Source organism: Sphingomonas benefaciens, from assembly GCF_052907485.1.
This window is the reverse complement of sequence record NZ_JBREIC010000001.1, coordinates 1,254,685-1,278,028: the sequence shown is the minus strand read 5'-3', so window position 1 is coordinate 1,278,028 and position 23,344 is coordinate 1,254,685. Positions and strand designations below refer to the sequence as shown.

The 23,344-nt window shown below is 68.2% G+C and carries 21 protein-coding genes; 8 read left to right on the top strand and 13 right to left on the bottom strand.

Features of this window, described 5'->3' with window-relative positions:
- The first annotated feature begins 134 nt into the window (after positions 1-134).
- The gene (locus ACU5AX_RS06325; RefSeq protein WP_446690088.1) at positions 135-320 is read left to right on the top strand and encodes a hypothetical protein; all 186 of its coding nucleotides are present in this window, start codon (positions 135-137) and stop codon (positions 318-320) included.
- 21 nt (positions 321-341) lie between these two features.
- Here ACU5AX_RS06325 and ACU5AX_RS06320 read toward each other — a convergent pair whose 3' ends face one another.
- The gene (locus tag ACU5AX_RS06320; RefSeq protein WP_446690087.1) at positions 342-902 is read right to left on the bottom strand and encodes a hypothetical protein; all 561 of its coding nucleotides are present in this window, start codon (positions 900-902) and stop codon (positions 342-344) included.
- A 116-nt stretch (positions 903-1,018) separates the two neighbouring features.
- On the opposite strand from ACU5AX_RS06320, the gene ACU5AX_RS06315 reads away from it, so the two are divergent.
- Together ACU5AX_RS06315 and ACU5AX_RS06310 are read left to right on the top strand one after the other, a co-directional pair.
- Positions 1,019-1,423 (top strand): hypothetical protein, encoded by a 405-nt coding sequence (locus ACU5AX_RS06315; RefSeq protein ID WP_446690086.1) that lies wholly within the window; start codon positions 1,019-1,021, stop codon positions 1,421-1,423.
- 31 nt (positions 1,424-1,454) lie between these two features.
- Entirely contained in the window at positions 1,455-2,984 is a 1,530-nt protein-coding gene (locus ACU5AX_RS06310; protein WP_446690085.1) for an aminoacyl--tRNA ligase-related protein, read from the top strand.
- Between the two features lie 103 nt (positions 2,985-3,087).
- Here the strand turns inward: ACU5AX_RS06310 and trhO are convergent, their stop codons facing one another.
- The gene (gene trhO / locus ACU5AX_RS06305) at positions 3,088-4,008 is read right to left on the bottom strand and encodes an oxygen-dependent tRNA uridine(34) hydroxylase TrhO (RefSeq protein ID WP_446690084.1); all 921 of its coding nucleotides are present in this window, start codon (positions 4,006-4,008) and stop codon (positions 3,088-3,090) included.
- Positions 4,009-4,229: 221 nt separating this feature from the next.
- Between trhO and ACU5AX_RS06300 the strand changes: the two genes are divergently transcribed.
- Both ACU5AX_RS06300 and ACU5AX_RS06295 read left to right on the top strand, forming a co-directional pair.
- Positions 4,230-6,464 carry a ribonuclease R family protein gene (locus ACU5AX_RS06300; RefSeq protein ID WP_446690083.1) on the top strand — a complete coding sequence of 745 codons (2,235 nt, stop codon included), beginning with the start codon at positions 4,230-4,232 and terminating at the stop codon, positions 6,462-6,464.
- Positions 6,461-6,790: a hypothetical protein gene (locus ACU5AX_RS06295; protein ID WP_446690082.1), complete on the top strand. Its 330-nt coding sequence runs from the start codon at positions 6,461-6,463 to the stop codon at positions 6,788-6,790. Before ACU5AX_RS06300 ends, ACU5AX_RS06295 begins: the two co-directional genes overlap by 4 nt.
- 5 nt (positions 6,791-6,795) lie before the next feature.
- Here the strand turns inward: ACU5AX_RS06295 and ACU5AX_RS06290 are convergent, their stop codons facing one another.
- Entirely contained in the window at positions 6,796-7,944 is a 1,149-nt protein-coding gene (locus tag ACU5AX_RS06290; protein WP_446690081.1) for a saccharopine dehydrogenase family protein, read from the bottom strand.
- Between the two features lie 204 nt (positions 7,945-8,148).
- Positions 8,149-9,918, bottom strand: a complete 1,770-nt coding sequence (locus ACU5AX_RS06285; protein WP_446690080.1) for an ABC transporter transmembrane domain-containing protein — start codon at positions 9,916-9,918, stop codon at positions 8,149-8,151.
- Between the two features lie 157 nt (positions 9,919-10,075).
- Here ACU5AX_RS06285 and ACU5AX_RS06280 point away from each other — a divergent pair, with 157 nt between their 5' ends.
- Positions 10,076-11,311, top strand: coding sequence for a polyhydroxyalkanoate depolymerase (locus tag ACU5AX_RS06280; protein ID WP_198352168.1), 1,236 nt, complete (start codon positions 10,076-10,078; stop codon positions 11,309-11,311).
- A 53-nt stretch (positions 11,312-11,364) separates the two neighbouring features.
- On the opposite strand, the gene ACU5AX_RS06275 is transcribed toward ACU5AX_RS06280, so the two are convergent.
- The 3 genes from ACU5AX_RS06275 to ACU5AX_RS06265 all read right to left on the bottom strand — a co-directional run bounded on the left by ACU5AX_RS06275 (position 11,365) and on the right by ACU5AX_RS06265 (position 13,920).
- Entirely contained in the window at positions 11,365-11,847 is a 483-nt protein-coding gene (locus tag ACU5AX_RS06275; protein WP_446690079.1) for a pyridoxamine 5'-phosphate oxidase family protein, read from the bottom strand.
- Between the two features lie 359 nt (positions 11,848-12,206).
- The gene (locus ACU5AX_RS06270) at positions 12,207-13,385 is read right to left on the bottom strand and encodes an acetyl-CoA C-acyltransferase (protein WP_446690078.1); all 1,179 of its coding nucleotides are present in this window, start codon (positions 13,383-13,385) and stop codon (positions 12,207-12,209) included.
- 58 nt (positions 13,386-13,443) lie between these two features.
- Complete coding sequence (locus tag ACU5AX_RS06265; RefSeq protein WP_446690477.1) at positions 13,444-13,920, bottom strand: MaoC family dehydratase; 477 nt, start codon at positions 13,918-13,920, stop codon at positions 13,444-13,446.
- An 80-nt stretch (positions 13,921-14,000) separates the two neighbouring features.
- On the opposite strand from ACU5AX_RS06265, the gene putA reads away from it, so the two are divergent.
- A complete protein-coding gene (gene putA / locus ACU5AX_RS06260; protein ID WP_446690077.1) occupies positions 14,001-17,054 on the top strand; it encodes a bifunctional proline dehydrogenase/L-glutamate gamma-semialdehyde dehydrogenase PutA in 3,054 nt (1,017 codons plus the stop codon).
- Positions 17,055-17,165: 111 nt separating this feature from the next.
- Here putA and ACU5AX_RS06255 read toward each other — a convergent pair whose 3' ends face one another.
- From ACU5AX_RS06255 to ACU5AX_RS06245, 3 genes are all read right to left on the bottom strand, one after another.
- A complete protein-coding gene (locus ACU5AX_RS06255) occupies positions 17,166-17,453 on the bottom strand; it encodes a GIY-YIG nuclease family protein (protein WP_446690076.1) in 288 nt (95 codons plus the stop codon).
- 170 nt (positions 17,454-17,623) lie between these two features.
- Positions 17,624-18,775 carry a mechanosensitive ion channel family protein gene (locus ACU5AX_RS06250; protein ID WP_446690075.1) on the bottom strand — a complete coding sequence of 384 codons (1,152 nt, stop codon included), beginning with the start codon at positions 18,773-18,775 and terminating at the stop codon, positions 17,624-17,626.
- Positions 18,776-18,912: 137 nt separating this feature from the next.
- Positions 18,913-19,932: a DNA topoisomerase IB gene (locus tag ACU5AX_RS06245; protein ID WP_446690074.1), complete on the bottom strand. Its 1,020-nt coding sequence runs from the start codon at positions 19,930-19,932 to the stop codon at positions 18,913-18,915.
- A gap of 140 nt (positions 19,933-20,072) precedes the next feature.
- Here ACU5AX_RS06245 and ACU5AX_RS06240 point away from each other — a divergent pair, with 140 nt between their 5' ends.
- Positions 20,073-20,627: a type 1 glutamine amidotransferase domain-containing protein gene (locus tag ACU5AX_RS06240; protein WP_198352175.1), complete on the top strand. Its 555-nt coding sequence runs from the start codon at positions 20,073-20,075 to the stop codon at positions 20,625-20,627.
- Between the two features lie 4 nt (positions 20,628-20,631).
- On the opposite strand, the gene ACU5AX_RS06235 is transcribed toward ACU5AX_RS06240, so the two are convergent.
- The 3 genes from ACU5AX_RS06235 to ACU5AX_RS06225 are packed head-to-tail and all read right to left on the bottom strand — an operon-like array spanning position 20,632 to position 23,251.
- Positions 20,632-21,750 (bottom strand): acyltransferase family protein, encoded by a 1,119-nt coding sequence (locus ACU5AX_RS06235; RefSeq protein ID WP_446690073.1) that lies wholly within the window; start codon positions 21,748-21,750, stop codon positions 20,632-20,634.
- Positions 21,747-23,126, bottom strand: coding sequence for a putative O-glycosylation ligase, exosortase A system-associated (locus ACU5AX_RS06230; RefSeq protein WP_446690072.1), 1,380 nt, complete (start codon positions 23,124-23,126; stop codon positions 21,747-21,749). The genes ACU5AX_RS06235 and ACU5AX_RS06230 overlap by 4 nt, the downstream gene beginning before the upstream one ends.
- A complete protein-coding gene (locus ACU5AX_RS06225) occupies positions 23,126-23,251 on the bottom strand; it encodes a hypothetical protein (RefSeq protein ID WP_446690071.1) in 126 nt (41 codons plus the stop codon). The genes ACU5AX_RS06230 and ACU5AX_RS06225 overlap by 1 nt, the downstream gene beginning before the upstream one ends.
- Positions 23,252-23,344: the final 93 nt, after the last annotated feature.

Sequence of the window (23,344 nt, the reverse complement as noted above, 5' to 3'; positions counted from 1 at the left end):
CGGGGGCACCGGCCGGCGGCCGGGGGGGCGGCGCGCGCCCATCGCTGCCTTTCGACTGATCTAAGTCACTGTAATTGCTGGGAACGAGAGACGCTCGGGCCGGTTGATGCCGTCCTTCCAGCGGAGTGACGGCGATGGCTCAGAAAGGTGCGGGCGGGAATCCGGGTGCGGTGACTGCGAAAGGTGGCGACCATGCGCGGGGCAGCTTGGGAACCGGGCGTGGCGGCGGCACGCGGACGGGCGCGAAGAAGACCGCGACCGATCATGCCGCCGACGAGGGCGAGAGCGACAACATGGGTCAGAAGATCAACGGCGCCTGACCGCTCCGCGGGCCGGCCGGATCAGGGCCGCGCCGGCAGTCGGTAGATCTGCTCGCCGTGTCGGACCATCGTCAGCGAGGGACCGTCCTCGTCCATGCCGAGGTCGAGGCGGTCGCGGGTATCGCCGTTGAACAGGCGCAGGGTGGTCGCGCCGGTTGGTTCGGCGATGAACATGGCGTGCTGCCGCATCTTGTCATCGAGCGTCAGCAGCACGTTGGAATAGCCGTGGTCGACGGTGGCATAGCCGCTGCGCTCCTGCCCCTCGGCATCGAACAGCAGCATGCCCGACATCGTGTCTTCCGGACGGCCGCCGCGGCTGCGAAGCTGACGTCCAGCAACGATCGCGTGCGGCAGCGGCGCGGCGATCTTCACCCTAGTGATGCCATGCGCGTCGACGACATCGAGTGTGCGGACGCGCAGTACGTCGTGGATCGCCGCTTCGTCGGATCCGGCGGCCGCCCGCCCGGTGATGGCTGCGCCGAACGCGGCGACCGTGCTGATCGTGGCGATCGCCGCGACGAAGCGGTTGCGGCGCTCGAGCCGTGCAATGCGCTGGCTCAAGTGGATCGTGGCGTCGTCCATGCTGACTCCCTGTTCTGTGTTATCGGCATAGCACACTTAGGTCCCGCTTGCGACCCCGACCGGGGCCGCCCATTCCATTCTATGATGGGAGAGGGGCACAGCGAACGGGGCACAGGATGTTCTTCATCACCTGGGGCGCGAAGACGGTGGTCATCGCGCTCGGATCGGTCGGCGTGTTCTACTGCCCGACATGCGAGAAGGATCGCACCTTCATCCGCTGGCTGTCCTATCGGCTGTGGCACATCCTGTGGCTGTGCCGCTGGCCGGTCAGCAAGACCTACCGTCAGGACTGTGAACTCTGCGGCCGCGGCCAGGAGCTCGACCCAGCGGAGGTCGAGGCCGAACTCGGCGGCTCACCGATCCCGCTGATCGACCGCTTCGGCTGGACCGTCGCGGTCGCGATCGTAATCGCCCTGTTCGTCATCGGCCATTTAAATCCCCGGCCGCGTCCCGTGCCGGCCGACTATCGCGTCGCGCGTCCGCTGTCAGACGGCAGCAGCGATCGCACCGCAGGGGGGTGACGGGTCGGGTGGCTTTGGCTAGGCGGGCGGCATGAAGCACGCCCTGTCCGTCACCCGCGCCGCCGACTTCGCCGCCTGGTATCAGTCCGTCATCGCCGAGGCCGACATGGCCGAAGAGTCCGGGGTGCGCGGCTGCATGGTGATGCGGCCGTGGGGCTATGGCATCTGGGAGCGGATGCAGCGACTGCTCGACGACCGCATCCGCGGCCTCGGCTATGACAACACCTATTTCCCGCTGTTCATCCCGCTGTCCTATTTTGAAAAGGAGGCGGAGCATGTGGAGGGCTTCGCCAAGGAGATGGCGGTCGTCACGCACCATCGGCTGGTGCCGGACGGCAAGGGCGGGCTGATGCCCGATCCGGAGGCGAAGCTGGAGGAGCCGCTGATCGTCCGGCCGACGTCGGAGACGGTGATCGGCGCCGCCTTCGCGCGCTGGGTGCAATCGTGGCGCGACCTGCCGGTGCAGATCAACCAATGGGCCAATGTCGTGCGTTGGGAGATGCGCACGCGCATGTTCCTGCGCACCGCCGAATTCCTGTGGCAGGAAGGCCATGCGGCCTATGCCAGCGCCGACCAGGCGCGTGCCGAGACGATGAAGGCGCTGGAACTCTACCGTAGCTTCGCCGAGGAATGTGCGGCGATGCCGGTGATCGCGGGCGAGAAGCCGGAGAATGAGCGCTTCCCCGGCGCCGTCGAGACCTGGTCGATCGAGGCGATGATGCAGGATGGCAAGGCGCTGCAGGCCGGCACCAGCCATTTCCTCGGCACGCATTTCGCCGAGGCGCAGAACATCCGCTTTCAGAACGCGGAAGGCGGGCTGGAACCGGCGCAGACGATCAGCTGGGGCATGTCGACGCGGATGATCGGCGGGCTGATCATGACCCACGGCGACGACGACGGGCTGCGCGTGCCGCCGCGGCTGGCGCCGTGGCAGGTGGTGATCGTGCCGATGCTGCGCGACCAGCCGGAGGATGCGGCGCTGCTCGATTATGCGCGCGACATCCAGGCGGAACTGGCCAAGCTGAGCGCGTTCGGCGAGCCGTTGCGCGTGCTGGTCGACGTCAAGGCGACCAAGGCGGCGACCAAGCGCTGGGGCTGGGTCAAGAAGGGCGCGCCGGTGGTGATCGAGATCGGCGGCCGCGACATGGCCGGCGGCAACGTCTCGGTGATCCGCCGCGACCGGCTGTATCGCGAGGACGGCAAGCTCGACAGCCAGGTGCAGGCGCGCGGCGACTTCGTCGGCGCGGTCGCCGATCTGCTCGTCGCGATCCAGCGCGGGCTGCACGAGGAGGCGACGGCGCGGTTGAAGGCGGCGATCACGCCGGTCGACGACTGGGCGGCGGTCGAGGCGCATTTCGCCGAGACCGTGAAGAATCCGGGCTGGGTCGACGTGCGCTGGTCGAAACCGACGGGTGCCGCGTTGGACGCGGTGGTCGAGCGGCTGAAGGCACTGAAGCTGACGATCCGCAACGCGCCGCACGGGCAGGGCGCGATCGAGGGGGCGTGCGTGTTCACCGGCGCACCGGCGGTCGAGCGGGTGCTGCTGGCGCGGGCTTACTGACGGCCGTTCCGCCCCACCCTCACCCTATCGGTCGCTGTGCGACCTCTTCCCTCTCCCATTGGGAGAGGGATGGAGCGGCGAAGCCGCGGAAGGGTGAGGATCGTCAGTCCTGGTACCTGGCCCCGACGTGCGCCTCGCCCCGTTCGGCGGCGAGCGTGACCTGGCGGTGGCGTTCCGCCGCGCGTGCCTTCGCCTCGGTGTCCCGGCTAGCGTGGCAATGGGGACAACTGACGCCCTCCTCGTAGAGCGGCGAGGCGCGATCAGCCGGGCTGACCGGCATGCGGCAGCCGCGGCACAGGCTGTGGCTGCCCGGCCCCAGGCCGTGACCGACCGCGACACGCTCGTCGAAGACGAAACATTCGCCCTGCCAGCGGCTGTCCTGCGCCGAAGTCTCCTCCAGATATTTGAGGATGCCGCCCTTCAGGTGGAAGACGTCCTCCACCCCTTCGGCTTTCAGGAAAGCGGTCGCCTTCTCGCAGCGGATGCCGCCGGTGCAGAACATCGCGACGCGCGCCTTGCCGGCGAGCAACTCGTCGCGATGGGTGCGGAACCATTCGGGGAAATCGCGGAAGGATGCGGTATGCGGATCGACCGCCCCGGCGAACGTCCCCACCGCGACCTCGTAATCGTTGCGCGTGTCGATCAGCAGCGTCGCCGGATCGGCGATCAGCGCGTTCCATTCCGCCGGAGCGACATAGGTGCCGGTGTCGGTCGGGTCGATGTCCGGCTGGCCCATGGTGACGATCTCGTTCTTTAGCCGGACCTTGGTGCGGTGGAAGGGCAGGGTCGCGGCGGCGGAGAATTTGACGTCGAGATCGGCGCATCCGGGCAGGGCGCGGATGTGGGCGAGGACGGTGTCGACGCCGCTCTGCGGGCCGGCGATGGTGCCGTTGATGCCTTCGCGGGCGAGGAGCAGGGTGCCGCGCACGCCGTGCGCCTCGCACAGACCGAGCAGCGGCGCGCGGAGGGCGGCGGGGTCTTCGAAACGGGTGAAGTGGTAGAGGGCGGCGACGGTGACGGGCATCGGCGGGGCTTTACGGGATTCGCACGGAGACGCGAAGACGCGAAGTTTATGGTTCGCGCGGAGGCGCGGAGGCGCGGAGGGGCATGCACCTGGTCGGATCATGCGGTTTTACCGGCATGACGGGGGTGTCGTCACCCCCGCGAGCAAACCTTCTTCGCGGCTTCGCGTCTTCGCGCGAACAAACCCATGACGAACCGTGCCCGCCACCCTATCTCCGTCCCGTGGCGAAGAAACCCAGACTCGGCCTGCCGACGCGGCAGCAGATCCTCGACTTCATTGAACAGTCGGACGTTCCCGCAGGCAAGCGCGAGATCGCGCGCGCCTTCGGCCTCAGCGCGCAGGACAAGATCGCGCTGAAGGCGCTGCTCAAGGACATGGGCGACGAGGGGCTGATCGATTCCGCCCCCGGTCGCGCCTTCCACAAGATGGGTGGGGTGCCGAAGGTGACGGTGCTGCGCATCGCCGACGTCGACGATGGCGGCAACGTCTGGGCGGTGCCGGAACGCTGGGAAGCGGACGGCCCGCCGCCGCGGCTGCGGGTGCGCGAACGCAAGCGTGGCTCGCTCGGCGTCGGCGAACGTATCCTCGCGCGTACCGAGGAGGCGGGCAACGGCTGGATCGCGCATCCGATGAAGACGCTGGCGCGCGCGTCGGAGCAGATGCTGGGCGTGCTGCGCGAGGAAGCCGGTCGCTTCTGGCTGACGGCGGTCGACAAGAAGGAACGGCGCGAGGTCGCGGTGTCCGACGCGGGCGGGGCCGAGGCGGGCGATCTGGTGCTGGCGGAAAAGGCGGGACGGCCGCCGCGGATCACCGCCAAGGTGGTGCAGCGGCTGGGCGACCCGTTCGCGCCGAAGAGCTTTTCGCTGATCGCGATCCACAAGCACGACATTCCCGATACCTTCATGGCGGAGACGCTGGACGAGGCGGCGCGGGTCGCGACGCAGCCGCTCGGCGACGACCGCGAGGACCTGCGCCATCTGCCCATCGTCGCGATCGATCCGGCGGATGCGCGCGACCATGACGATGCGGTCTGGGCGACGCCCGACGATGATCCGGCGAACGAGGGCGGCTGGCAGGCGGTGGTCGCGATCGCCGACGTCAGTTTCTACGTCCGTCCCGGTTCGGCGCTCGACCGCGACGCGCGGCGACGGGGCAATTCGGTCTATTTCCCCGACCGCGTCGTGCCGATGCTGCCGGAGGTGCTGTCCGCCGACGTCTGTTCGCTGAAGCAGGGCGTCGATCGCGCGGCTCTGGTCTGTCACCTGCAGGTCAGCCGTGCCGGCGCGCTGAAGAGCTGGCGGTTCAGCCGTGCGGTGGTGCGGATCGCGGCGAACATCGCCTATGAGGATGCCCAGGCGACGATCGATGCGGGCGAAGGCGCGATGATCGATGCGCTGCGCCCGCTCTGGGACTGCTGGCGCGCGCTGGCGGCGGCGCGGGACAAGCGCGAGCCACTCGAGCTCGACCTGCCGGAACGACGCGTCGTGCTCGACGAGAAGGGGCGGCTGCTCTCGGTCGCGCCGCGCGAGCGGCTCGATGCGCACCGGCTGATCGAGGATTACATGATCGCCGCCAATGTCGCCGCCGCCAAGGCGCTGGAGGCGAAGAAGGCGCCGGTGATGTACCGCGTCCACGAGCCGCCGGCCCGGGAGAAACTGGTCGCGCTCAAGGACTATCTGGAGACGTTCGGCGTACCGTTCGCGCTGGGCCAGGTGATCCGCCCGGCGACGTTCAACCATATCCTCGACCGGGTTGGCGAGGCGGATTTCCGCCCGCAGGTGATGGAGCAGGTGCTGCGCACGCAGACCCAGGCCTATTATGCGCCGGCCAGTCAGGGGCATTTCGGGCTGGCGCTCGGTTCCTACGCGCATTTTACCTCGCCGATCCGGCGCTACGCGGACCTGCTGGTGCATCGATCGCTGGTCGGCGCTTATGGCCTGGGGCCGGGGGCGCTGACGCCGGAGGATGCGGCGGGCATGGAGCGGATCGGCGAAACGATCAGCGGGCTGGAGCGCCGGGCGATGGAGGCGGAGCGCGAGACGCTCGACCGCTATGTCGCCGCCTTCCTCGCCGAGCGGGTCGGGCAGGTGATGGAGACGCGGATCACCGGCGTCGCCAATTTCGGCTTCTTCGCGACGGTCGAGGGGATCGGCGGCGACGGCCTCGTCCCGGTGCGCGACCTCGGCGGCGAATATTTCCGCTTCGACGAGGCGGCGCGGCAATTGGTCGGCGAGGATAGCGGCGACGTCTATGCGCTCGGCCAGCGGCTGGAGCTGAAGCTGGCGGAGGCGAACCCGGTGTCCGGCGCGCTGCGCTTCGAGTTGCCGGGTGGCAAGGGCGCGCCGCTGGTTCGGCGTGGGCCAGGTCGTGGCGGCGGCGGGCCGGTGCGCAAGGACCGGGTGCTCGGCAAGCGCGGCCGGCCGGGCAACATCCGTCATCAAGGCCGGCGACGGTGAGCTCGCTGCGTATCGTGCCGCCGCCGGCGCCGGCGGTGCGGACGCGCTACCTCGTCCACGGGTCGATCGCGCCGCGCTTCGTCGGGTCAGGGGCGCTGAGCATGGCGGAGGCGATCCCGTTCGTGCCGGCCGATCCGCGCGAGGCGCGGACGCTGGCGGCGATGATCGCGGACGGGTCGATCCGCACGCTGGGCGGCGGGCGGTTCTGGTTCGACATGGATGCGTATGAGGCGGCGCGCGAGGCGCGGCGCCGGCGACGGTTGCCGGTGATGCTGCTGGTGGCGCTGCTGATCGCTGGCGTAATGCTGTTCTTCTATCGCGGCTGAGGGCGTCAGCCGGCGGTGAAGCGCAGCCCCGCCTTGGCCTGCAATCGGTCCCGCAGCGTCGTGCCGAGCAGCGCGCCCGGCGTCCAGATGCCGCCGTCGCCCTCGGTCTCGACCAGGCAGCGCGCGGTTTCCGCGATCATCTTGCTGGTCGAGCCATAGCCCGGATCGCGATCGCCGGTGACCACCGCGTCGAAGCGGGCGCCGTCGGGCATCAGGCCGACGAACAGCAGGTCGTAATGGCCGCTGTCGCGCTCCTCCTTGCTGGGCCCTTCGCCGGGCTTGGGGCCCTTGTCGTTGCTGAGCGGATTGAGCTTGGCGATCGCCTCCGCCGCGGCCTTGCCCATCTCGCCGAGGCCGGCGACCATCATCTCGTCATAGACGAAGTCGGTGCCATAGGGATGGCCGCGCAGGAAGTTGGTGCGGTGGACGTTCTTGGTGTTGATCGCCGCCATGATGAACGGCGCGACCCAGGTGTTGAGTGTCGGGTCGAACTCCGGAAGCAGGCCGACCGGCTGGTGCGGGCCGCTGAAGCCGGGGGTCAGCGCGAAGGGGTTGGTGAGCAGGCCGACGATCGACGGATCGCGCGCCGCGGCGGCGAGCGTCGCGCGGAAGCTCGCCGCGGTGCCGCCGGAGAAGCTGCCCTGCATCGTCCGTACCCGGCCCTTCACGCGCGGCGCGGGTCGGCCGTATTTGGCGCGGGCGCAGTCCTGCAGCGTCAGTACACCGAGATCGAAGGGGATCGAATCGAAGCCGCAGGAGAAGACGATGCGCGCGCCGGTGCGCTGCGCCTCGGCCTGATGGGCGTCGATCATGTGGCGCATCCAGGCGGGCTCGCCGCACAGGTCGACATAGCCGGTGCCGGTGGCGGCGCAGGCGGCGACGAGGTCGCTGCCGTAAAGCTGGTAGGGGCCGACGGTGGTCAGCACGACCTGCGTGCGTTCGGCGAGCGAGCGGAGGGCGGCGGGATCGTCGGAGTCGGCGACGAGCAGCGGCAGGTCGGCGGGCGCGCCGATCGCGTCGCGCACTTCCTGCAGCTTGGTCAGGTTGCGGCCCGCCATCGCCCAGCGCGGCGCGCCCTCCGCGACGAGATATTCGGCGACGAGCCGGCCGGTGAAGCCGGTAGCGCCGTACACGATGATGTCGAAGTCGCGCATGGAAGCTCCTGCCTTTTGACCCGATGATGGGCGTCTATGGGCAGGGGATCAAGCAGGCTTGCCGGTCGTGCGCCGTCTCAAACCTCGCTTGTCATCCCGGCGAAAGCCGGGACCCACGGATACGGCGCGGCAGGCGATGGCGCGCAACATCAGCGTCCCGCATCCATGAATTCCGGCTTTCGCCGGAATGACGAATTGAACATGCTATGCCGCTTCGTGGAACTGCAGGCTCGCAAGCCGCGCGTAGAGGCCGCCGCGGCCGATCAGGGCGCCGTGCGGGCCTTCCTCGACGATGCGGCCCTGATCCATCACGACGATGCGCTGCGCCGCGCGGACGGTGGCGAGCCGGTGGGCGATGACGAGGGTGGTGCGGTTTTCCATCAGCCGCTCCAGCGCCTGCTGGACGAGTCGTTCGCTCTCCGCGTCGAGGGCGCTGGTCGCCTCGTCGAGCAAGAGGATCGGCGCGTCGCGCAGCAGCGCGCGGGCGATGGTGATCCGCTGACGCTGGCCACCCGACAGCCGGGCGCCCCCTTCACCCAGGAAGGTGTCGAGCCCCTCCGGCAGCGCGCGCAGGAAGTCGGCGGCATTGGCCGCCTCCGCGGCGGCCCAAAGCAGATCGTCGTCCGCCTGCCAGTCGCCGTAGCGCAGATTGTCGCGCGCCGTTGCGCCGAAGATCACGGTTTCCTGCGGCACCATCGCGATCTGGGCGCGGATCGCGGCGGGATCGGCCTCGGTCAGGTCGACGCCGTCGAGCAGGATGCGGCCCGCCGCCGGATCGTAGAAACGCTCGGCGAGCTGGAACAGGGTCGACTTGCCCGCACCCGACGGGCCGACCACCGCCACCGTTTCGCCGGCACGGATGGCGAGGCTGAGGCCGTCGAGCGCCGCGACCTCGGGCCGGGTAGGATAGCGGAAGTGCACGTCGTCGAAGGTCAGTGCGCCGCGAACCGGCACGGGCAGCGGGATCGGCGCGGCGGGGCGGGCGATCTCCGGCCGTTCGTGGAGCAGTTCGGCGATACGGCTCGCCGCGCCCGCGCCGCGCAGCAGGTCGCCATAGACTTCGGTCAGCGCGCCGAACGCCCCGGCGACGATGCCGCCGGTCAGCACGAAGGCGAACAGGCCGCCGCCGGACAGACGCCCGGCGGTGACGTCGGCGACGCCTTCCCAGACGACCAGGGTGATCGAGCCGAAGATCAGCGCGATCATGATCGCGGTCATGATTGCACGCAGGCCGATGCGGCGCTTGGCAGCAGCGAAGGTGGCGTCGACCGCGCCGCCGAAGCGATTTGCCTCGCGATCCTCTTGGCCGAAGGCCTGGACGATCTTCATCGCGCCCAGTGTCTCGGTGATCATCGCGCCGACATCCGCGACGCGATCCTGCGACGTGCGCGAATGGGCACGGATGCGGCGGCCGAAGATGGTGACCGGCAGGATGATCAACGGGATGCCGAGCAGCAGCATGCCGGCGAGCTTCGGCGACAGCCAGAACAGATAGACCGTGCCGCCGATCGCGGTGAAGGTGTTGCGCAGCGCGATCGACACGGTGCTGCCGACCACGGTTTCAATCAGCGTCGTATCGGAGGTCAGGCGCGAGGCGATCTCCGACGGGCGGTTCTCTTCGAAGAAGCGCGGGCTGAGGCCAAGCAGATGGCGTTGCACCTGCAGCCGCAGGTCGGCGACGACGCGCTCGCCGAGCCAGGAGACGAAGTAGAAGCGGACCGCCGTGGCAAGCGCGAGCACGCCGACGATCATCAGCAGATAATGGAACGACGCCGCTACCGACCCGTGCGCGTCGGGGCCGAAGCCGCGATCGATCACCCGCTTGAAGCCGGCGGGGATCGCGACCGTCGCGGCAGAGGTGGTGGCGAGCGCGGCAAGGGCGAAGGCGAGCTCGCGCGGGTAGCGCAGCACGCGGTCCCAGACGAGGCGGAGGTCGCCGAGACGGCGGCCCGGAGGGGGCGGGGATGCGGCCATGATCGTCAGGCGCCTAGCAGTGCGTATCGGTCCGCTCAACGTCGCTGCCCTGCTGATCGACGCGGCTGCTCACCGTAAGCGCAACGTTTCGTCGCAATCCGCCGTTTAGGTCAAAGTGTTTACGGACACGGCAACCGACATGGGATAGAAGCGCGCCATGCTGTACGATGCCTATGAATTTCAGCGTTCGATGCTCGCCGGTGCCAGTGCGATGGCGACCTTCAGTGCCGGACTGCTCCAGAACCCTGCCAATCCCTGGGCTTATCTTGGCGGCGGATCGGTGGTGGCGAGCGCGCTGGAGGTCTTCGCCCATGCCGCCGCACCGCGGGGGAAGCCGGCGTTCGGCCTGACCCACACGGTGATCGAGGGTGTCGAGGTGCCGATCCACGAAGAGATCGTGCTGCAAAAGCCGTTCGGCCAGCTCAAGCGCTTCCGCCGCGAGGGCGTGGAGGGCGGGCCGCGGCTGCTGATCGTCGCGCCGATGTCGGGCCATTTCGCGACGTTGCTGCGCGGCACGGTGGAGCGGATGCTGCCGGTCGCCGACGTCTACATCACCGACTGGCGCGACGCGAAGCTGGTTCCCCTGTGGGAGGGGCGCTTCGATCTCGACGATTATATCGACTATCTGATCGCCTTCCTCGAGGCGATCGGTCCGGACGCCGGCGGCCGCGGGGCCAACATGCTCGCCGTCTGCCAGCCGTCGGTGCCCTGCTATGCCGCGACCGCCCTGATGTGCGCCGACGGCAATCCATGCCGGCCGCGGACGCTGACGATGATGGGCGGCCCGATCGACACGCGTGAGGCGCCGACCGCGGTCAACACGTTGGCCACGGAGCGGCCGCACGCCTGGTTCGAGCAGAATGCGATCGCGACCGTGCCGATGACCTACCCGGGTGCAGGCCGAAAGGTCTATCCCGGCTTCCTCCAGCTCGCCGGCTTCATGTCGATGAACCTCGGCAACCACATGATGAGCCATTGGGAGATGTTCAAACACCTCGTCCAGGGCGACGGCGAGGGCGCGGCGTCGACCAAGGCCTTCTACGAGGAATATCGGTCGGTCTGCGACATGACTGCAGAATTCTATCTGCAGACGGTCGACCTCGTCTTCCAGACCCATGCCCTGCCGCGCGGCGAGATGACGCATCGCGGCCGCCGGGTCGATCCCGGCGCGATCACCGACGTCGGCCTGTTGGCGATCGAGGGCGAGCGGGACGATATCTCCGGGCTCGGCCAGACCAAGGCGGCGCTGACGCTGGCGACTGCGCTGGCGGAGGACAAGAAGCGCTATCTGATGGTTGAGGGCGCCGGCCATTACGGCATCTTCAACGGGTCTAAGTGGCGCAACCGCGTCGCGCCCGTCGTCGAGGAATGGATGGCCGCCAACGCCGGATAAGCGAAGGGGCGCGAGCGCCGTCGCGCCGCGCCCCTCATCGTGCCGGATCAGGCTCAGGCGACCGAGTCGACCACCGCGTGGCTGCTCGACTCGTCGCCACGGATCGTGCCGCCGAACAGCATCTTGACCCGGCCCGACAGCGAGATGTCGGTTTCCCATAGTTCGGCGCTGTCGATGTCGAAGCGCAGCAGCGTCAGGTTGGGGTCTTCCTTGCCGCCCGGGAACCAGGCCTCGACCTGATTATTCCACAGCCGGTCGATCTGCGCGTGATCTTTCGCCTGCGACACGGTGCCGGCGAGGCAGGCGAAGAAGTCGTGGCCCTTGCCGACGAACTGCGCCATCGCATCGCCGCCCCTGGCGATGCGATTGTCCTTGCCGGCGAAGAAGAACAGCGTGTTGGGCTGGCTGTCGTCGAGCTGCGCGGTCATCGGCTCGCTGTGTTCGCCGTTGGTCAGGCCGATCATCACGAATGGGCTGTCGTGCAGCTTGGACAGGAACTTGTCGGCGATCTCCTGGGGATTGTCTTGGTCGGCCACGGCACGTCTCCTGATGCGAGGGGTTTGCCGGAGAACGAGCGCGCCGGGGGTTGGTTGCGCGATAGGGCCGCGGCGGCCACGATCGCTGGCGGCGGCAATCCTGCCGCTTTAGCAGAAAGGACGACGCATGACCGTTGCCGATCTGTGCCTGATCCTGGGCGTGCTCTTTGCCTTCGGGACCCTGGTCCTGAAGATCATCGAAGTGGCGCGAAACAGATAAGGTGCACGGGCGGGGCTCGGGCTGCAACCCGAGCCCCAAACGTTTGAGCCCCGGTCGCTGCAACGACCGGGGCTCGGCAGAAAGGCGCTCATGACATCGCCGACCCCGTTTATACCGTTTCGGCCTTAACGCTTCAACCTCACAGCACCTCGAACAGCCCCGCCGCGCCCATGCCGCCGCCGACGCACATCGTCACGACGACGTATTTGGCACCGCGGCGCTTGCCCTCGATGAGCGCGTGACCGGTCATGCGGGCGCCCGACATGCCATAGGGATGGCCGATCGAGATCGCACCGCCGTTGACGTTGAGCAGCTCGTCCGGGATGCCGAGCGTGTCGCGGCAGTAGAGGACCTGGACCGCAAACGCCTCGTTGAGCTCCCACAGGCCGATGTCGTCGATCGTCAGGCCGTTCTTCTCGAGGAGCTTGGGCACCGCGAAGACCGGACCGATGCCCATCTCGTCGGGCTTGGTGCCCGCAACGGCCATACCGACATAGCGCCCAAGCGGCTTCAGGCCGCGCGCGGCGGCGACGCTTTCCTCCATCAGCACGCTGGCCGAGGCGCCGTCGGACAGCTGGCTGGCGTTGCCGGCGGTGATGTGACCGTCCGGGCCGACGACGGGCTTGAGCGACTGCAGCCCTTCCAGCGTCGTGTCGGCGCGGTTGCCCTCGTCCTTCGACAGGGTGACCTGCTTCTTGGTCACCTCCTTGGTCTCTTTGTTGACGAGGTCCATCTCCGCGTCGAGCGCGACGATCTCGTCGTCGAACTTGCCGGCGGCCTGCGCCGCGGCGGTGCGCTGCTGCGACTGCAGGCCATAGGCGTCCTGCGCGTCGCGGCCGATGCCGTAGCGCTTCGACACGACCTCGGCGGTCTGCAGCATCGGCATGTAGATGTCGGCGTGCATTGCGATCAGCTGCTTGTCGGGCGCGACGCGCATCTGCGGGGTCTGCACCATGCTGATGCTCTCGACGCCGCCGCCGACGGCAATGTCCATGCCGTCCTGGACGATCTGCTTGGCGGCGGTGGCGATCGCCATCAGGCCGCTGGCGCACTGGCGGTCGAGCGACATGCCCGGCACCGAGGTCGGCAGGCCGGCGCGGAGCAGCGCCTGGCGGGCGATGTTGGTCGACTGGTGCCCCTGCTGCAGCGCGGCGCCGAACACCACGTCCTCGACCTCGCCGCCGTCGAGGCCGGCGCGCTTGACCGCATGGGCGATGGCGTGGCCGGCCAGCGCCTGCGGCGTGGTGGCGTTGAAGGCGCCGCGATAGGCGCGGCCGATCGGGGTGCGGGCGGTGGAGACGATGACGGCGGAGCGCATGGGTCGTTCTTCCCTAACTTCACGCACAGACGCGTGGGTTTAAAACCAACAATCGTGATTATACAAAGGCTTGGCTGATCCACTCGGCGATCAGGGCGGGCTTGTCCTGCCCCTCGATCTCGACGATGAACTGGGTGGTCTGCTGGAACTGGCCGGGACGCTTTTCCTCGAAGGCGAGCAGGAGGAAGCGGCCGCGCACGCGGCTGCCCGCGCGCACCGGGGTGAGGAAGCGAACCTTGTTGCCGCCGTAGTTGACGCCCATCCGCACGCCGGCGAGCCGCGGCGCGTCGGGCACCTTGCTGGCGAGCAGCGGCATCAGCGACAGGGTGAGGAAACCGTGCGCGATCGTGCCGCCGAACGGCGTCGCGGCCGCCGCGACCGGATCGACGTGGATGAACTGGTGGTCGCCGGTCGCATCGGCGAACAGATCGATCATCGCCTGCGTCACCTCGACCCAGTCGGACACGGTCTCGCTGCCGACCCGCGCCTGCATCTCCGCCAGCGTCACTTCCGCCACGCCATTCCCCTCGACCATCATTTGGCGCTAGACGCGCGAGCATCCTGTAGGCGCGGCGGACCGTTCCCCGCAAGCCTTGCCAGACCGAAAGCGCGAACATGTCCACCACCGTAACGTCAACAGCCCGCGAAACCATGGCTCGGCTGCACCGTGCCAGCGAACCCGATGTTCTAAAGCCGCTGCTCGACCGCGCCGCCGCGTCGCCCGATTCGAGGGAGCGGATCATGGCGCACGCCTCCGGCCTGCTCGCCGACCTGCGCGCGGCGCAGAATCGCGGCTGGGTGAACCAGTTCCTGCAGGAATATCGGCTCAACTCGTCGGAGGGCGTGGCGCTGCTCAGCCTGGCGGAGGCGTTCCTGCGCGTCCCCGATCCGGAGACGGCGGACCTGCTGATCGCGGACAAATTGGGCGAGGCGGACTGGCGCGCGCACACCGGCAAATCGTCGTCCAAGCTGGTCAATTCGGCGACCTGGGGGCTGGTGGTCGGCCGGGCGCTGGTCGGCGAGGGGGAGGCGGGGCCGCTCAAGCGGCTGATCAGCCGCGCCGGCGAACCGTTCGTGCGCCAGGCGGTGGGCGCGGCGATGAAGATGATGGGCGAGATCTTCGTCATGGGCCGCACCATCGACGAGGCGATGCGTCGGATGAAGCGGGGTGAGAACAAGGGCTTCACCGCCAGCTTCGACATGCTGGGCGAGGCGGCGCGGACCTTCGACGACGCGGATCGCTATTTCCGGGCCTATGTCGGCGCGATCGACGCGGTCGGCAGCGATCCGGCGGCGGGCCATTCGGTGTCGGTCAAGCTGTCGGCGCTGCATCCGCGCTACGAGGTCGCGCGCTGGGACGAATGCGTGCCGGCACTGACCGCGATGCTGGAGGCGCTGGCGGTGCAGGCGGCGGCCAAGAACATCGCGCTGACCGTCGATGCCGAGGAATCCGAGCGGCTGGAGATGAGCCTCGACATCATCGGCAACGTCGCCAGCCTGCCGTCGCTCAAGGGTTGGGACGGCTTCGGCATGGCGGTACAGGCCTATGGCAAGCGCGCGCGGCCCGTCGTCGCCTGGGCCAACGGGCTCGACCGGATCATGAACGTCCGGCTGGTCAAGGGTGCCTATTGGGACAGCGAGATCAAGCGGACGCAGGTCGAGGGCCTGTCCGATTACCCCCTGTTCACGCGCAAGGCGGCGACCGACGTCTCCTATCTGGCGGTCGCCAAGGACATGCTGGCGGCGGAGAACATCCGCCCTGCCTTTGCCAGCCACAATGCGTTGACCGTCGCCACCATCCTGGAATGGGCGGGCAACAGCCGCGATTTCGAGTTCCAGCGCCTGCACGGCATGGGTGACGGCCTGTACGAGCGGCTGGTCCGCGAACAGGGCTATCATTGCCGCATCTATGCGCCGGTCGGCGGCCATCGCGACCTGCTCGCCTATCTCGTCCGGCGCCTGCTGGAGAATGGCGCCAATTCGAGCTTCGTGCACCAGCTTGCGGATGCGCGGCTGAGCGAGGACGAGATCCTGGCGGACCCGGTGGCGAAGATCGCGGCGCTGGGCGGCAGCCGGCATCCGTCGATCCCGCTGCCCAAGGATCTGTTCGCGCCGGGGCATCGCAATTCGGAAGGACTCGACCTGGCGGATCGGGCGGTGCTGGAGCGGACGGTGAAGGCGGTCAACGCGCCTGTTGCGGGGCTAGGTCGCCCTCACCCTTCGCCGGCTGCGCCGTCTTTTCCCTCTCCCGACGGGAGAGGGAAGGGGCCCGCTGCCGAAGGCAGTGGGAAGGGTGAGGGTGATGCGGTGGTCGCCGATGCCGTCACCCGCGCTGCCGCCGCCTTCCCGGCCTGGTCGACCACCCCGGTCGACCATCGCGCCGAAATCCTGGAGCGGCTAGCCGACCTGCTCGAGGAGAATCGCGATCAGCTGATGGCGATCTGCGTGCAGGAGGCGTTCAAGACGATCCCCGACGCGATCGGCGAGGTACGCGAGGCGGCGGATTTCTGTCGCTATTATGCGGGCGAAGCGCGCGCGCGGCTGCGCCCCGTGGAACTACCGGGGCCGACCGGCGAACGCAACACGCTGCATATCGAGGGGCGCGGCGTCTGGGCGACGGTGGCGCCGTGGAATTTCCCGCTGGCGATCTTCCTGGGCCAGACGGTGGCGGCGCTGGTCGCGGGCAACACCGTCGTCGCCAAGCCGGCGCCGCAGACGCCCGAGATCGCGCGCGCCGCGGTCGCCCTCGCACACCGGGCTGGTGTGCCGACCGATGCGCTGATCCTGGTCACCGGCGGGCCGGAGGTCGGCGCGGCGCTGACCGGCGACGTGCGCATCGCTGGCGTCGCCTTCACCGGATCGACCGCCACCGCCAAGCGGATCGCGCGTACTCTGGTGGCCGACGACGAGCGGCCGATCGTGCCGCTGATCGCGGAGACCGGCGGGATCAACGCGATGATCGTCGATTCAACCGCGCTGCCCGAACAGGTGGTGGCGGATGTCGTCACCTCGTCCTTCCGCTCGGCGGGGCAGCGCTGTTCGGCCCTGCGCCTGCTACTGGTGCAGGAGGACGTCGCCGATGGCGTGATCGCGATGCTCAAAGGAGCGATGGACACGCTGCGGCTCGGCGACCCCGGTGATCCGCGCACCGATGTCGGCCCGGTGATCGACCGCGCCGCCTATGACAAGTTGATGGCCTATCGCGCCGCGGCGGGCGAGCGGGTGATCAAGACTCTGGATGCGCCGGCAGACGGCCTGTTCGTGCCGCCGACGCTGATCCGGCTCGACCGGATCGAGGATCTGGATCGCGAATGGTTCGGCCCGATCCTGCACGTTGCGACCTGGGAGGCGGGCAAGCTTTCGGAGACGATCGCGCGGGTCAACGCCAAGGGTTATGGCCTGACCATGGGGCTGCACAGCCGCATCGCACGGGCGGCGGAAGTCGCCGAGGGCGAGGCGGCGGTCGGCAACCTCTATATTAACCGCTCGATGATCGGCGCGGTGGTCGGCAGCCAGCCGTTCGGCGGCGAGGGCCTGTCCGGCACCGGCCCGAAGGCGGGTGGGCCGCATTATCTCTATCGTTTCTGCGCGGAGCGGGCGGTGTCGGTGGATACGACCAGCGCGGGTGGCAATGCGACGTTGCTGAGCCTGGATGAAGGGGGGATTTGAGGGGACAACTGGCTATCCGTCACCCCAGCGCAAGCTGGGGTCTCGTGCCGCGGGGCGAGCACTCGCCGATCAACCCGTTCGCCTGCGGTGGAGACACCGCCGTTAGAGGTTTCAGGAGAGTTCGTCGTACAGATCGCGCCAGTCAGGGTTAGCGGCTTCGATCAGATAGATCTTCCACGCGCGCTTCCAGGCCTTCAGCGCTTTTTCCCGCACGATCGCGTCTTCGATCGTGGCATGGGGCTCGATCAGAACGAGCGTCTTGATGCCGTAGCGTCGGCAATAGGCAGAGCCGACGTCGCGGCGGTGCTGGTCGATCCGCTCGGCGAGGTGTGAGGTGACGCCGATATAAAGCATACCTCGGGGTTTGCTGGCCAGTAGATAGGTGTAGCCGCCGGCCATAGGCTCAAGACTAACTACGTGGCGGCGGCGTTTCAACGCAGGTCGACAGCCTTTCCATTATCCTCGGAAAAATCACGACTTTGTGCCATCGCGAGTGCTTGAGGCTGAAGACCCCAGCTTTCGCTGGGGTGACGAGGTAGAGCGGTTGGCGGACGTTTTAGCATTGACTCTCAACTCCGCGGCCCATCCGCATAGGGCATAACGAGCTTGCCATCCGGCGCGGCGGTGTAGGTGGTCTGGGTCGGATAGGCGATGCCGATGCCTTCGGCGGCGAAGCGACGGATGATCGCGACCATGATGCGGTCGCGCATCGGATGCGCGGTCGCCCAGTCGTTGCCGGGGATGTCGAATTGCAGCGCATAGTCGAGGCTGGAGGCGCCGAACGTCTCGAAGCCGGACCGCGCGACCTTGCCGCCTTCGCCCTCGACGATCTCGCGCAGGATCGCGGGCACCTGTTCCAGCTTTTCCGGCGCGGTTTCGTAGGTGACGCCGATGGTGAACGATAGCCGGATATGGTCACGCACCGCGGTGTTGAGGATTTCCTTGTCGAGCAACTGGCGGTTGGAGATGATGCGCAACTCGCCGGTGAAGGCGCGGATGCGGGTGGATTTGAGGCCGATGGATTCGATCGTGCCGCTGCTCGAGCCGTAGCTGATCGTGTCGCCGCGGCGGAACGGACGGTCGAAGATGATCGCCAAGGCGGCGAACAGATCGGCGAAGATGCCCTGCGCGGCGAGGCCGATGGCGATACCGCCGACGCCGAGTCCGGCAACCAAGCCGGTGACGTTGACGCCGAGATTGTCGAGCACGACGACGAGCGCGACCGCGAACAGCGCGACGGTGATCAGCAGACGGATCAGGCCGAGCGCCGACAGCAGCGCCTCGCCCGAATAATTTTCGGCGCTGGTGCGATGCTCGATCGCGCCGAGAATCAGTTCGCGCGCCCAGATCGCCGCCTGGAAGACGGAGGCGACTGTCCACAGGAAGTTGATCGTGGTGGCGACCCCCTCCGGCGCGCCGGCATAGCCGGCGACCAGCTTGGCGGCGAGCATCACGATGAAGAAGTTGTTGGTGCGCGCGATGGTGCGGCCGAGGACATGGCCCCAGCCGCGCAGCCGCTGATCATGCTGGCACAAGCGATCACCCAGGCGGCGCAGGCCGTGCAGCGCAAGGACGATGACCGTGCCGGCGGCGAAGGCGATCAGGATCTGCAGCCAATGCTGCTGCAGCCACCATTGGCTCTCCCGCACGAGGCTGCCGGTCTGCTGTTGAATCGACTCGGTGTCGATCAGGGGGCCCTTTGGGGCGGAGGAATTGGCCATGAGATCCTCTTTAACTGATGTCTCGAGCCCCTTCCGCTTCAGGGAAGGGTTTGAGGTGGGGCGTTCCCACAGGCGCCGCGTTCGCGGAGAAGCCCCATTCCCGACCCCTCTCCTGAAGGGGAGGGGCTATTTCAGCGCTACGCTGCCTTGGCCAGCACTGGCGCGAGGTCGGCAGGGGCGCCGGCTTCGAGAAAGGCGATCAGTCCACGCTCCTCGCGGCTGAGATAGCGCGCGGCGCGGGGCAGGCGCAACGCACGGCGAAAGGCGCCCTGGCCCTTCTTGACCAGGGCGATCAGCGACGGGTGGACGTAGCTCTTGCGGGCGATCGCCGGCGTGTTGCCGAGCCGCGCGACGACCGGCTCGAGCAGGGCCTTGAGGCTGAGGTCCGCCTCGGCACGGGCGAGCGCGTCGAAGGCGCAGACACTGGCGCCCCAGGTGCGGAAATGCTTGGCGGAGAAGTCGCCGCCGGTCACCGCCTTGATATAGGCGTTGACGTCCGACGAGGTGACGGGATGCGCCTCGCCTTCGGCGTCGAGCCAGGCGAAGAGATGCTGTTCGTCGAGGTCCTGCATCTTCTTGACCGTGGCGGCGAGCCGTTTGTCGGTGACCGCGCAGTCGCGCTCCTTGCCCGATTTGCCCTTGTAGCGCAGGCGCAGCGTGCTGCCGCGGACGGTACCGTGGCGTTTGCGCAGGGTGGTGGCGCCGAAGCTCTTGTTCGCCTCCGCATAGGCCTCGTTGCCGACGCGGATGTTGGTCTCGTCGAGCAGGCGGACGACCGCGGCGATGGCGCGTTCGCGGGTCAGGCCGCGCTGCGCCAGATCCTTCTCGACCCGGACTCGCAGGGCGGGGAGGGCACGGCCGAATTCGGCGCAGCGTTCGTATTTCGCCGCCTCCTGCGCCTCGCGAAATTGCGTGTGATAGCGATATTGCTTGCGGCCCTTCTCGTCCCAGCCGACCGCCTGGATATGGCCGTTGGGCTTGGGGCAGAACCAGGCGTCACGATAGGCGGGGGGCAGGCCGATCGCGTTCAGCCGGTCAATCTCGTCGCGATCGGTGATGCGGTCCCCCTTGGCGTCATAATAGGCCCAGCCGTTCCGCACTTTCCTGCGGGTGATGCCGGGCTTGGAATCGTCGCAATAGACGATGCGGGTCGCCACGCGTGTCTCCGTTTTGAAACAATGGGTTGGCTGTCTTCGAAAATGCGCCGTCCGTCGCTTCGTTCCGGAACGGCCGGGGCGGGCGCGTGTTGGGCCCTGGCGATCCCCCTTCGCGACGTCCCAATCAGGAGTAACCCGACATGGCCGATCTCAGCCAAGCCCGCGTCCTCATGCTCGCCACCGACGGTTTCGAGCAGGACGAATTGTTCAAGCCTCGCCAGGCGCTGCTCGACGCTGGCGTGCAGGTGACGCTGGCGTCGATCAAGACCGACGCGATCCAGGGCATGGTCCACGACAGCGAGAAGGGCGAGACGATCACGCCCGACCTCACGCTGGACCAGGTCGACACCGACGATTACGACGCGCTGGTGCTGCCGGGCGGCGTCGGCAACCCCGACAAGATGCGGCTGCAGGAGCGCGCGGTCGAGATCGTCACCGAATTCATGGAGGACGACAAGATCGTCGCGGCGATCTGCCACGCGCCGTGGCTGCTGGTCGAGGCGGACGTGGTCGACGGTCGCCGCGTGACGAGCTGGCCGTCGGTGCGCACCGACCTGGAGAATGCCGGCGCCGAGGTGGAGGACGATCAGGTCGTCGTCGACGGCAATCTGATCACCAGCCGCAAGCCGGACGACATCCCCGCCTTCAACGACGCGATCCTGAAGGCGCTGGAGGAAGAACTGACCGACGCCTGAGGCGCTACTCAGCCCCCCCTTTGAAGGGAGGGATAGGGGGTGGGGCGTCGCCTCGTACGCTCCGCGTGCGGAAAGGCCCCACCCCAAACCCATCCCTGCAGGGCAGGGGCCCTACAGCGTTCAGCCAGCGCTGCGCCGGGCGTTCCCACAGATGGTAGAGCCCGACCGAGGCGATCAGCACCAGCAGCAGATAGGCGGCGATCGTCACGGGCGGCACCTGATCGCCGTGCACGAAGACGAGCTTGAACGCCTTCCACAGCAGGAAGTGCGACAGATAGGTCGCGAAGCTGATCTCGCCGAGATAATGAACGATGGCGAGCTCCAGCGGATGGCGCGGCCGGCCGGCGGTCTGCGCGAGCAGCATCAGCAGCGCGGCGAAACCGGCGGGAACGGTGAGTGTCTCCGGCGCGCCGAGCGATCGGGCCGTGGCGGCGACAACGGCCACTGCGAGTGACCAGCCGAGCGGCGGGCACCGGAGATACAGCGCGGCGAGGATCGTGCCGCAGCCGAATTCGGTCAGGCAACGAAGCAGCCCGAAGCGCGGGATGTCGGCGCCGAGGCCGGGCTGGTCCGCCATGCCCCAGGCAAGCACGCCGAGCAGCGCCAATGCCGATGCCAGCAATGCCGGCGTCGGCCAGCGCCGCCAGTCGAGCGCGCAGGCGCATATCGGGAACAGCAGATAGGCCGCCGCCTCGCAACTGATCGACCAGGCCGGGTCGTTCCACGTCAGCCGGTTCGTGAAACCCCAATTCTGGACGAGCAGCAGGTGCAACGGCAGCTCCGCCCATGGAAAGGCGGGATCATGCCGCCCCGTCGCTGCGAGCAGCGCGGCAAGCAGCACACCGAACGCCAGCATGGCGACGTGCAGCGGCCAGATCCGTGCCACCCGCTTGCGCCAGAAGCCGGGCACGGCGGCGACACCGCCGTCGTGCAGCCGCGGCCCCCAGGTCAGCCAGATGACGAAGCCGGACAGCAGGAAGAAGAAATCGACCGCCAGATAGCCGTGCGCGAACGCCGCCTCCACCGACGGCGGCAGGCCGGCGATGCTGACGCGGACATGGTAGAGCACCACCGCCCAGGCGGCGAGGCCGCGGGCGCCGGTAAGCGCGCGCAATTCGCTCATGCCGGCAGCGGCGGGGCCGGATCGGGCGGCGATGCGGCGGTGGCGCGGCGGACGAAGCCGGTGTCGCCCGTTTCGGCGCGGCGGCGCGACAGATAGGTGTCGAGGCCGATCTGCGCGCCCAGCAGCATGTAGACGAACGGCTGGAAGGCGATGGCGACGAAGGCCGCACCGAGCAGATAGACACAATGCGCGGTCTGCAGCGCGGCGGCGAGCGGCCCGGCCCAGCCGAACTCACCCTCCGGATCGCGGTAGCGCCGGCGCAGCACCTCCATGCGGATCAACCCGATCAGGCTGATCGACAGCCACAGCGCGAGGCCGGGATAGCCCTGTTCGCCGAGCGTCTCGAAATAGGCGCTGTGATAGCCGCGCGCCTTGTCGGTCACCGCCATGTCGGCGACAACGGGGGCGGGGCCGCTGCCGTCCGTCTTCTTGATCTCGTAGCGGATGCGGTTGCCGCGATAGGCCTCGAACCCGCCGCCGAACGGGTGCGACTTGGCATAGTCGATCGTCCACTTCCACACGGCGACGCGGGTCGAGGCGGATTCGTCGGCGTCATGGTTCTTGATCGTGCTCATCCGGTCGGTGAACGAGGCCGGGAGGAAGGGCACCGACAGCACCGCCAGGCCGCCAATCAGCGACAGATAGAGGAACTTGCGGCGGGTGTTGCGCAGCGACAGCAGCGCGACGAGCACGATGCAGACCAGGCCGGTACGCGTCGACGTGCCGATCGGGATCAGCAGACAGGCGAAGATCAGTGCCAGGCCATAGCTCTTCATCCGCCAGTCCGGGGGGAAGATCGTGCCCCAGCGCATGAACCAGGCGATCAGCGGCACGATCGCGATCGCGACGGTGGAGATAGTCGAACCCTCATACAGGCCCGAATTGTTGTTGACCATCAGGTCGAGCTGGCCATAGCCGCCGCCGCCGGCCAGCGTCTTGATGCCCCCGACGATGATGATCGCGCCCGCCGAAACGATCATGAACAGCAGCAGCGCCTCGATACGCAACCGCGTGCGCAGGGTCAGCGGCAGGAAGGCGGCGAAGGCCAGGCATTTCCACACCCAGTCCCATTTGTCCTTGGCGTCGAGGGGGAAATCGGCGCCGAGCGTCGTCGCCCAGCAATAGAGCAGCAGCAGCACGATCAGGCCTTGCCGGGGGGCGAAGCGGCTGTCGCTCTTGTCGTCGGCGATCAGCCAGCCGCCGACCGCCATCGCCACCGCGATCAGCGAGATCGGGATGCTGTTGAGCAGCAAATAGGTCAGCCGCTGCGGCGAGACGATGTCGATGTAGACATAGGCCAGCACGAGCAGGAACGGCCGGCGCAGCCCCATGCCGAACAAAGCGACGAGAAAGCCGATGAAGGCGAGGTCGCGCATCAGTCGCGCGAGCGCCAATGACGCGGCGGCGGCGCTTCGGAATCGAGGTCGGGCCGGCGCAGCAGCCGCCATGCGGCGAGGAGCAGCAGCGCATGCGTCAGGCCGAGCGCGAAATTGTCGATCATGGCTGCCCGGCGCTCCTTCCCGCCATCGCGCTGCCTAGCGACCAGCGGTTGACGGAGGCTTAAACATGATACGGGCGGCAGCGCGAGAAGGGT

Coding starts and splice junctions, on each gene's coding strand:
- ACU5AX_RS06265 (WP_446690477.1), bottom strand. CDS start 13,920: ATGGTCGAGGGGAATGGCGTGGCGGAAGTGACGCTGGCGGAGATGCAG.
- ACU5AX_RS06255 (WP_446690076.1), bottom strand. CDS start 17,453: ATGGCCGGCGGCTACACCTATCTACTGGCCAGCAAACCCCGAGGTATG.
- ACU5AX_RS06315 (WP_446690086.1), top strand. CDS start 1,019: ATGTTCTTCATCACCTGGGGCGCGAAGACGGTGGTCATCGCGCTCGGA.
- ACU5AX_RS06250 (WP_446690075.1), bottom strand. CDS start 18,775: ATGGCCAATTCCTCCGCCCCAAAGGGCCCCCTGATCGACACCGAGTCG.
- ACU5AX_RS06225 (WP_446690071.1), bottom strand. CDS start 23,251: ATGATCGACAATTTCGCGCTCGGCCTGACGCATGCGCTGCTGCTCCTC.
- ACU5AX_RS06240 (WP_198352175.1), top strand. CDS start 20,073: ATGGCCGATCTCAGCCAAGCCCGCGTCCTCATGCTCGCCACCGACGGT.
- ACU5AX_RS06325 (WP_446690088.1), top strand. CDS start 135: ATGGCTCAGAAAGGTGCGGGCGGGAATCCGGGTGCGGTGACTGCGAAA.
- ACU5AX_RS06280 (WP_198352168.1), top strand. CDS start 10,076: ATGCTGTACGATGCCTATGAATTTCAGCGTTCGATGCTCGCCGGTGCC.
- trhO (WP_446690084.1), bottom strand. CDS start 4,008: ATGCCCGTCACCGTCGCCGCCCTCTACCACTTCACCCGTTTCGAAGAC.
- putA (WP_446690077.1), top strand. CDS start 14,001: ATGTCCACCACCGTAACGTCAACAGCCCGCGAAACCATGGCTCGGCTG.
- ACU5AX_RS06235 (WP_446690073.1), bottom strand. CDS start 21,750: ATGAGCGAATTGCGCGCGCTTACCGGCGCCCGCGGCCTCGCCGCCTGG.
- ACU5AX_RS06310 (WP_446690085.1), top strand. CDS start 1,455: ATGAAGCACGCCCTGTCCGTCACCCGCGCCGCCGACTTCGCCGCCTGG.
- ACU5AX_RS06270 (WP_446690078.1), bottom strand. CDS start 13,385: ATGCGCTCCGCCGTCATCGTCTCCACCGCCCGCACCCCGATCGGCCGC.
- ACU5AX_RS06285 (WP_446690080.1), bottom strand. CDS start 9,918: ATGGCCGCATCCCCGCCCCCTCCGGGCCGCCGTCTCGGCGACCTCCGC.
- ACU5AX_RS06290 (WP_446690081.1), bottom strand. CDS start 7,944: ATGCGCGACTTCGACATCATCGTGTACGGCGCTACCGGCTTCACCGGC.
- ACU5AX_RS06230 (WP_446690072.1), bottom strand. CDS start 23,126: ATGCGCGACCTCGCCTTCATCGGCTTTCTCGTCGCTTTGTTCGGCATG.
- ACU5AX_RS06320 (WP_446690087.1), bottom strand. CDS start 902: ATGGACGACGCCACGATCCACTTGAGCCAGCGCATTGCACGGCTCGAG.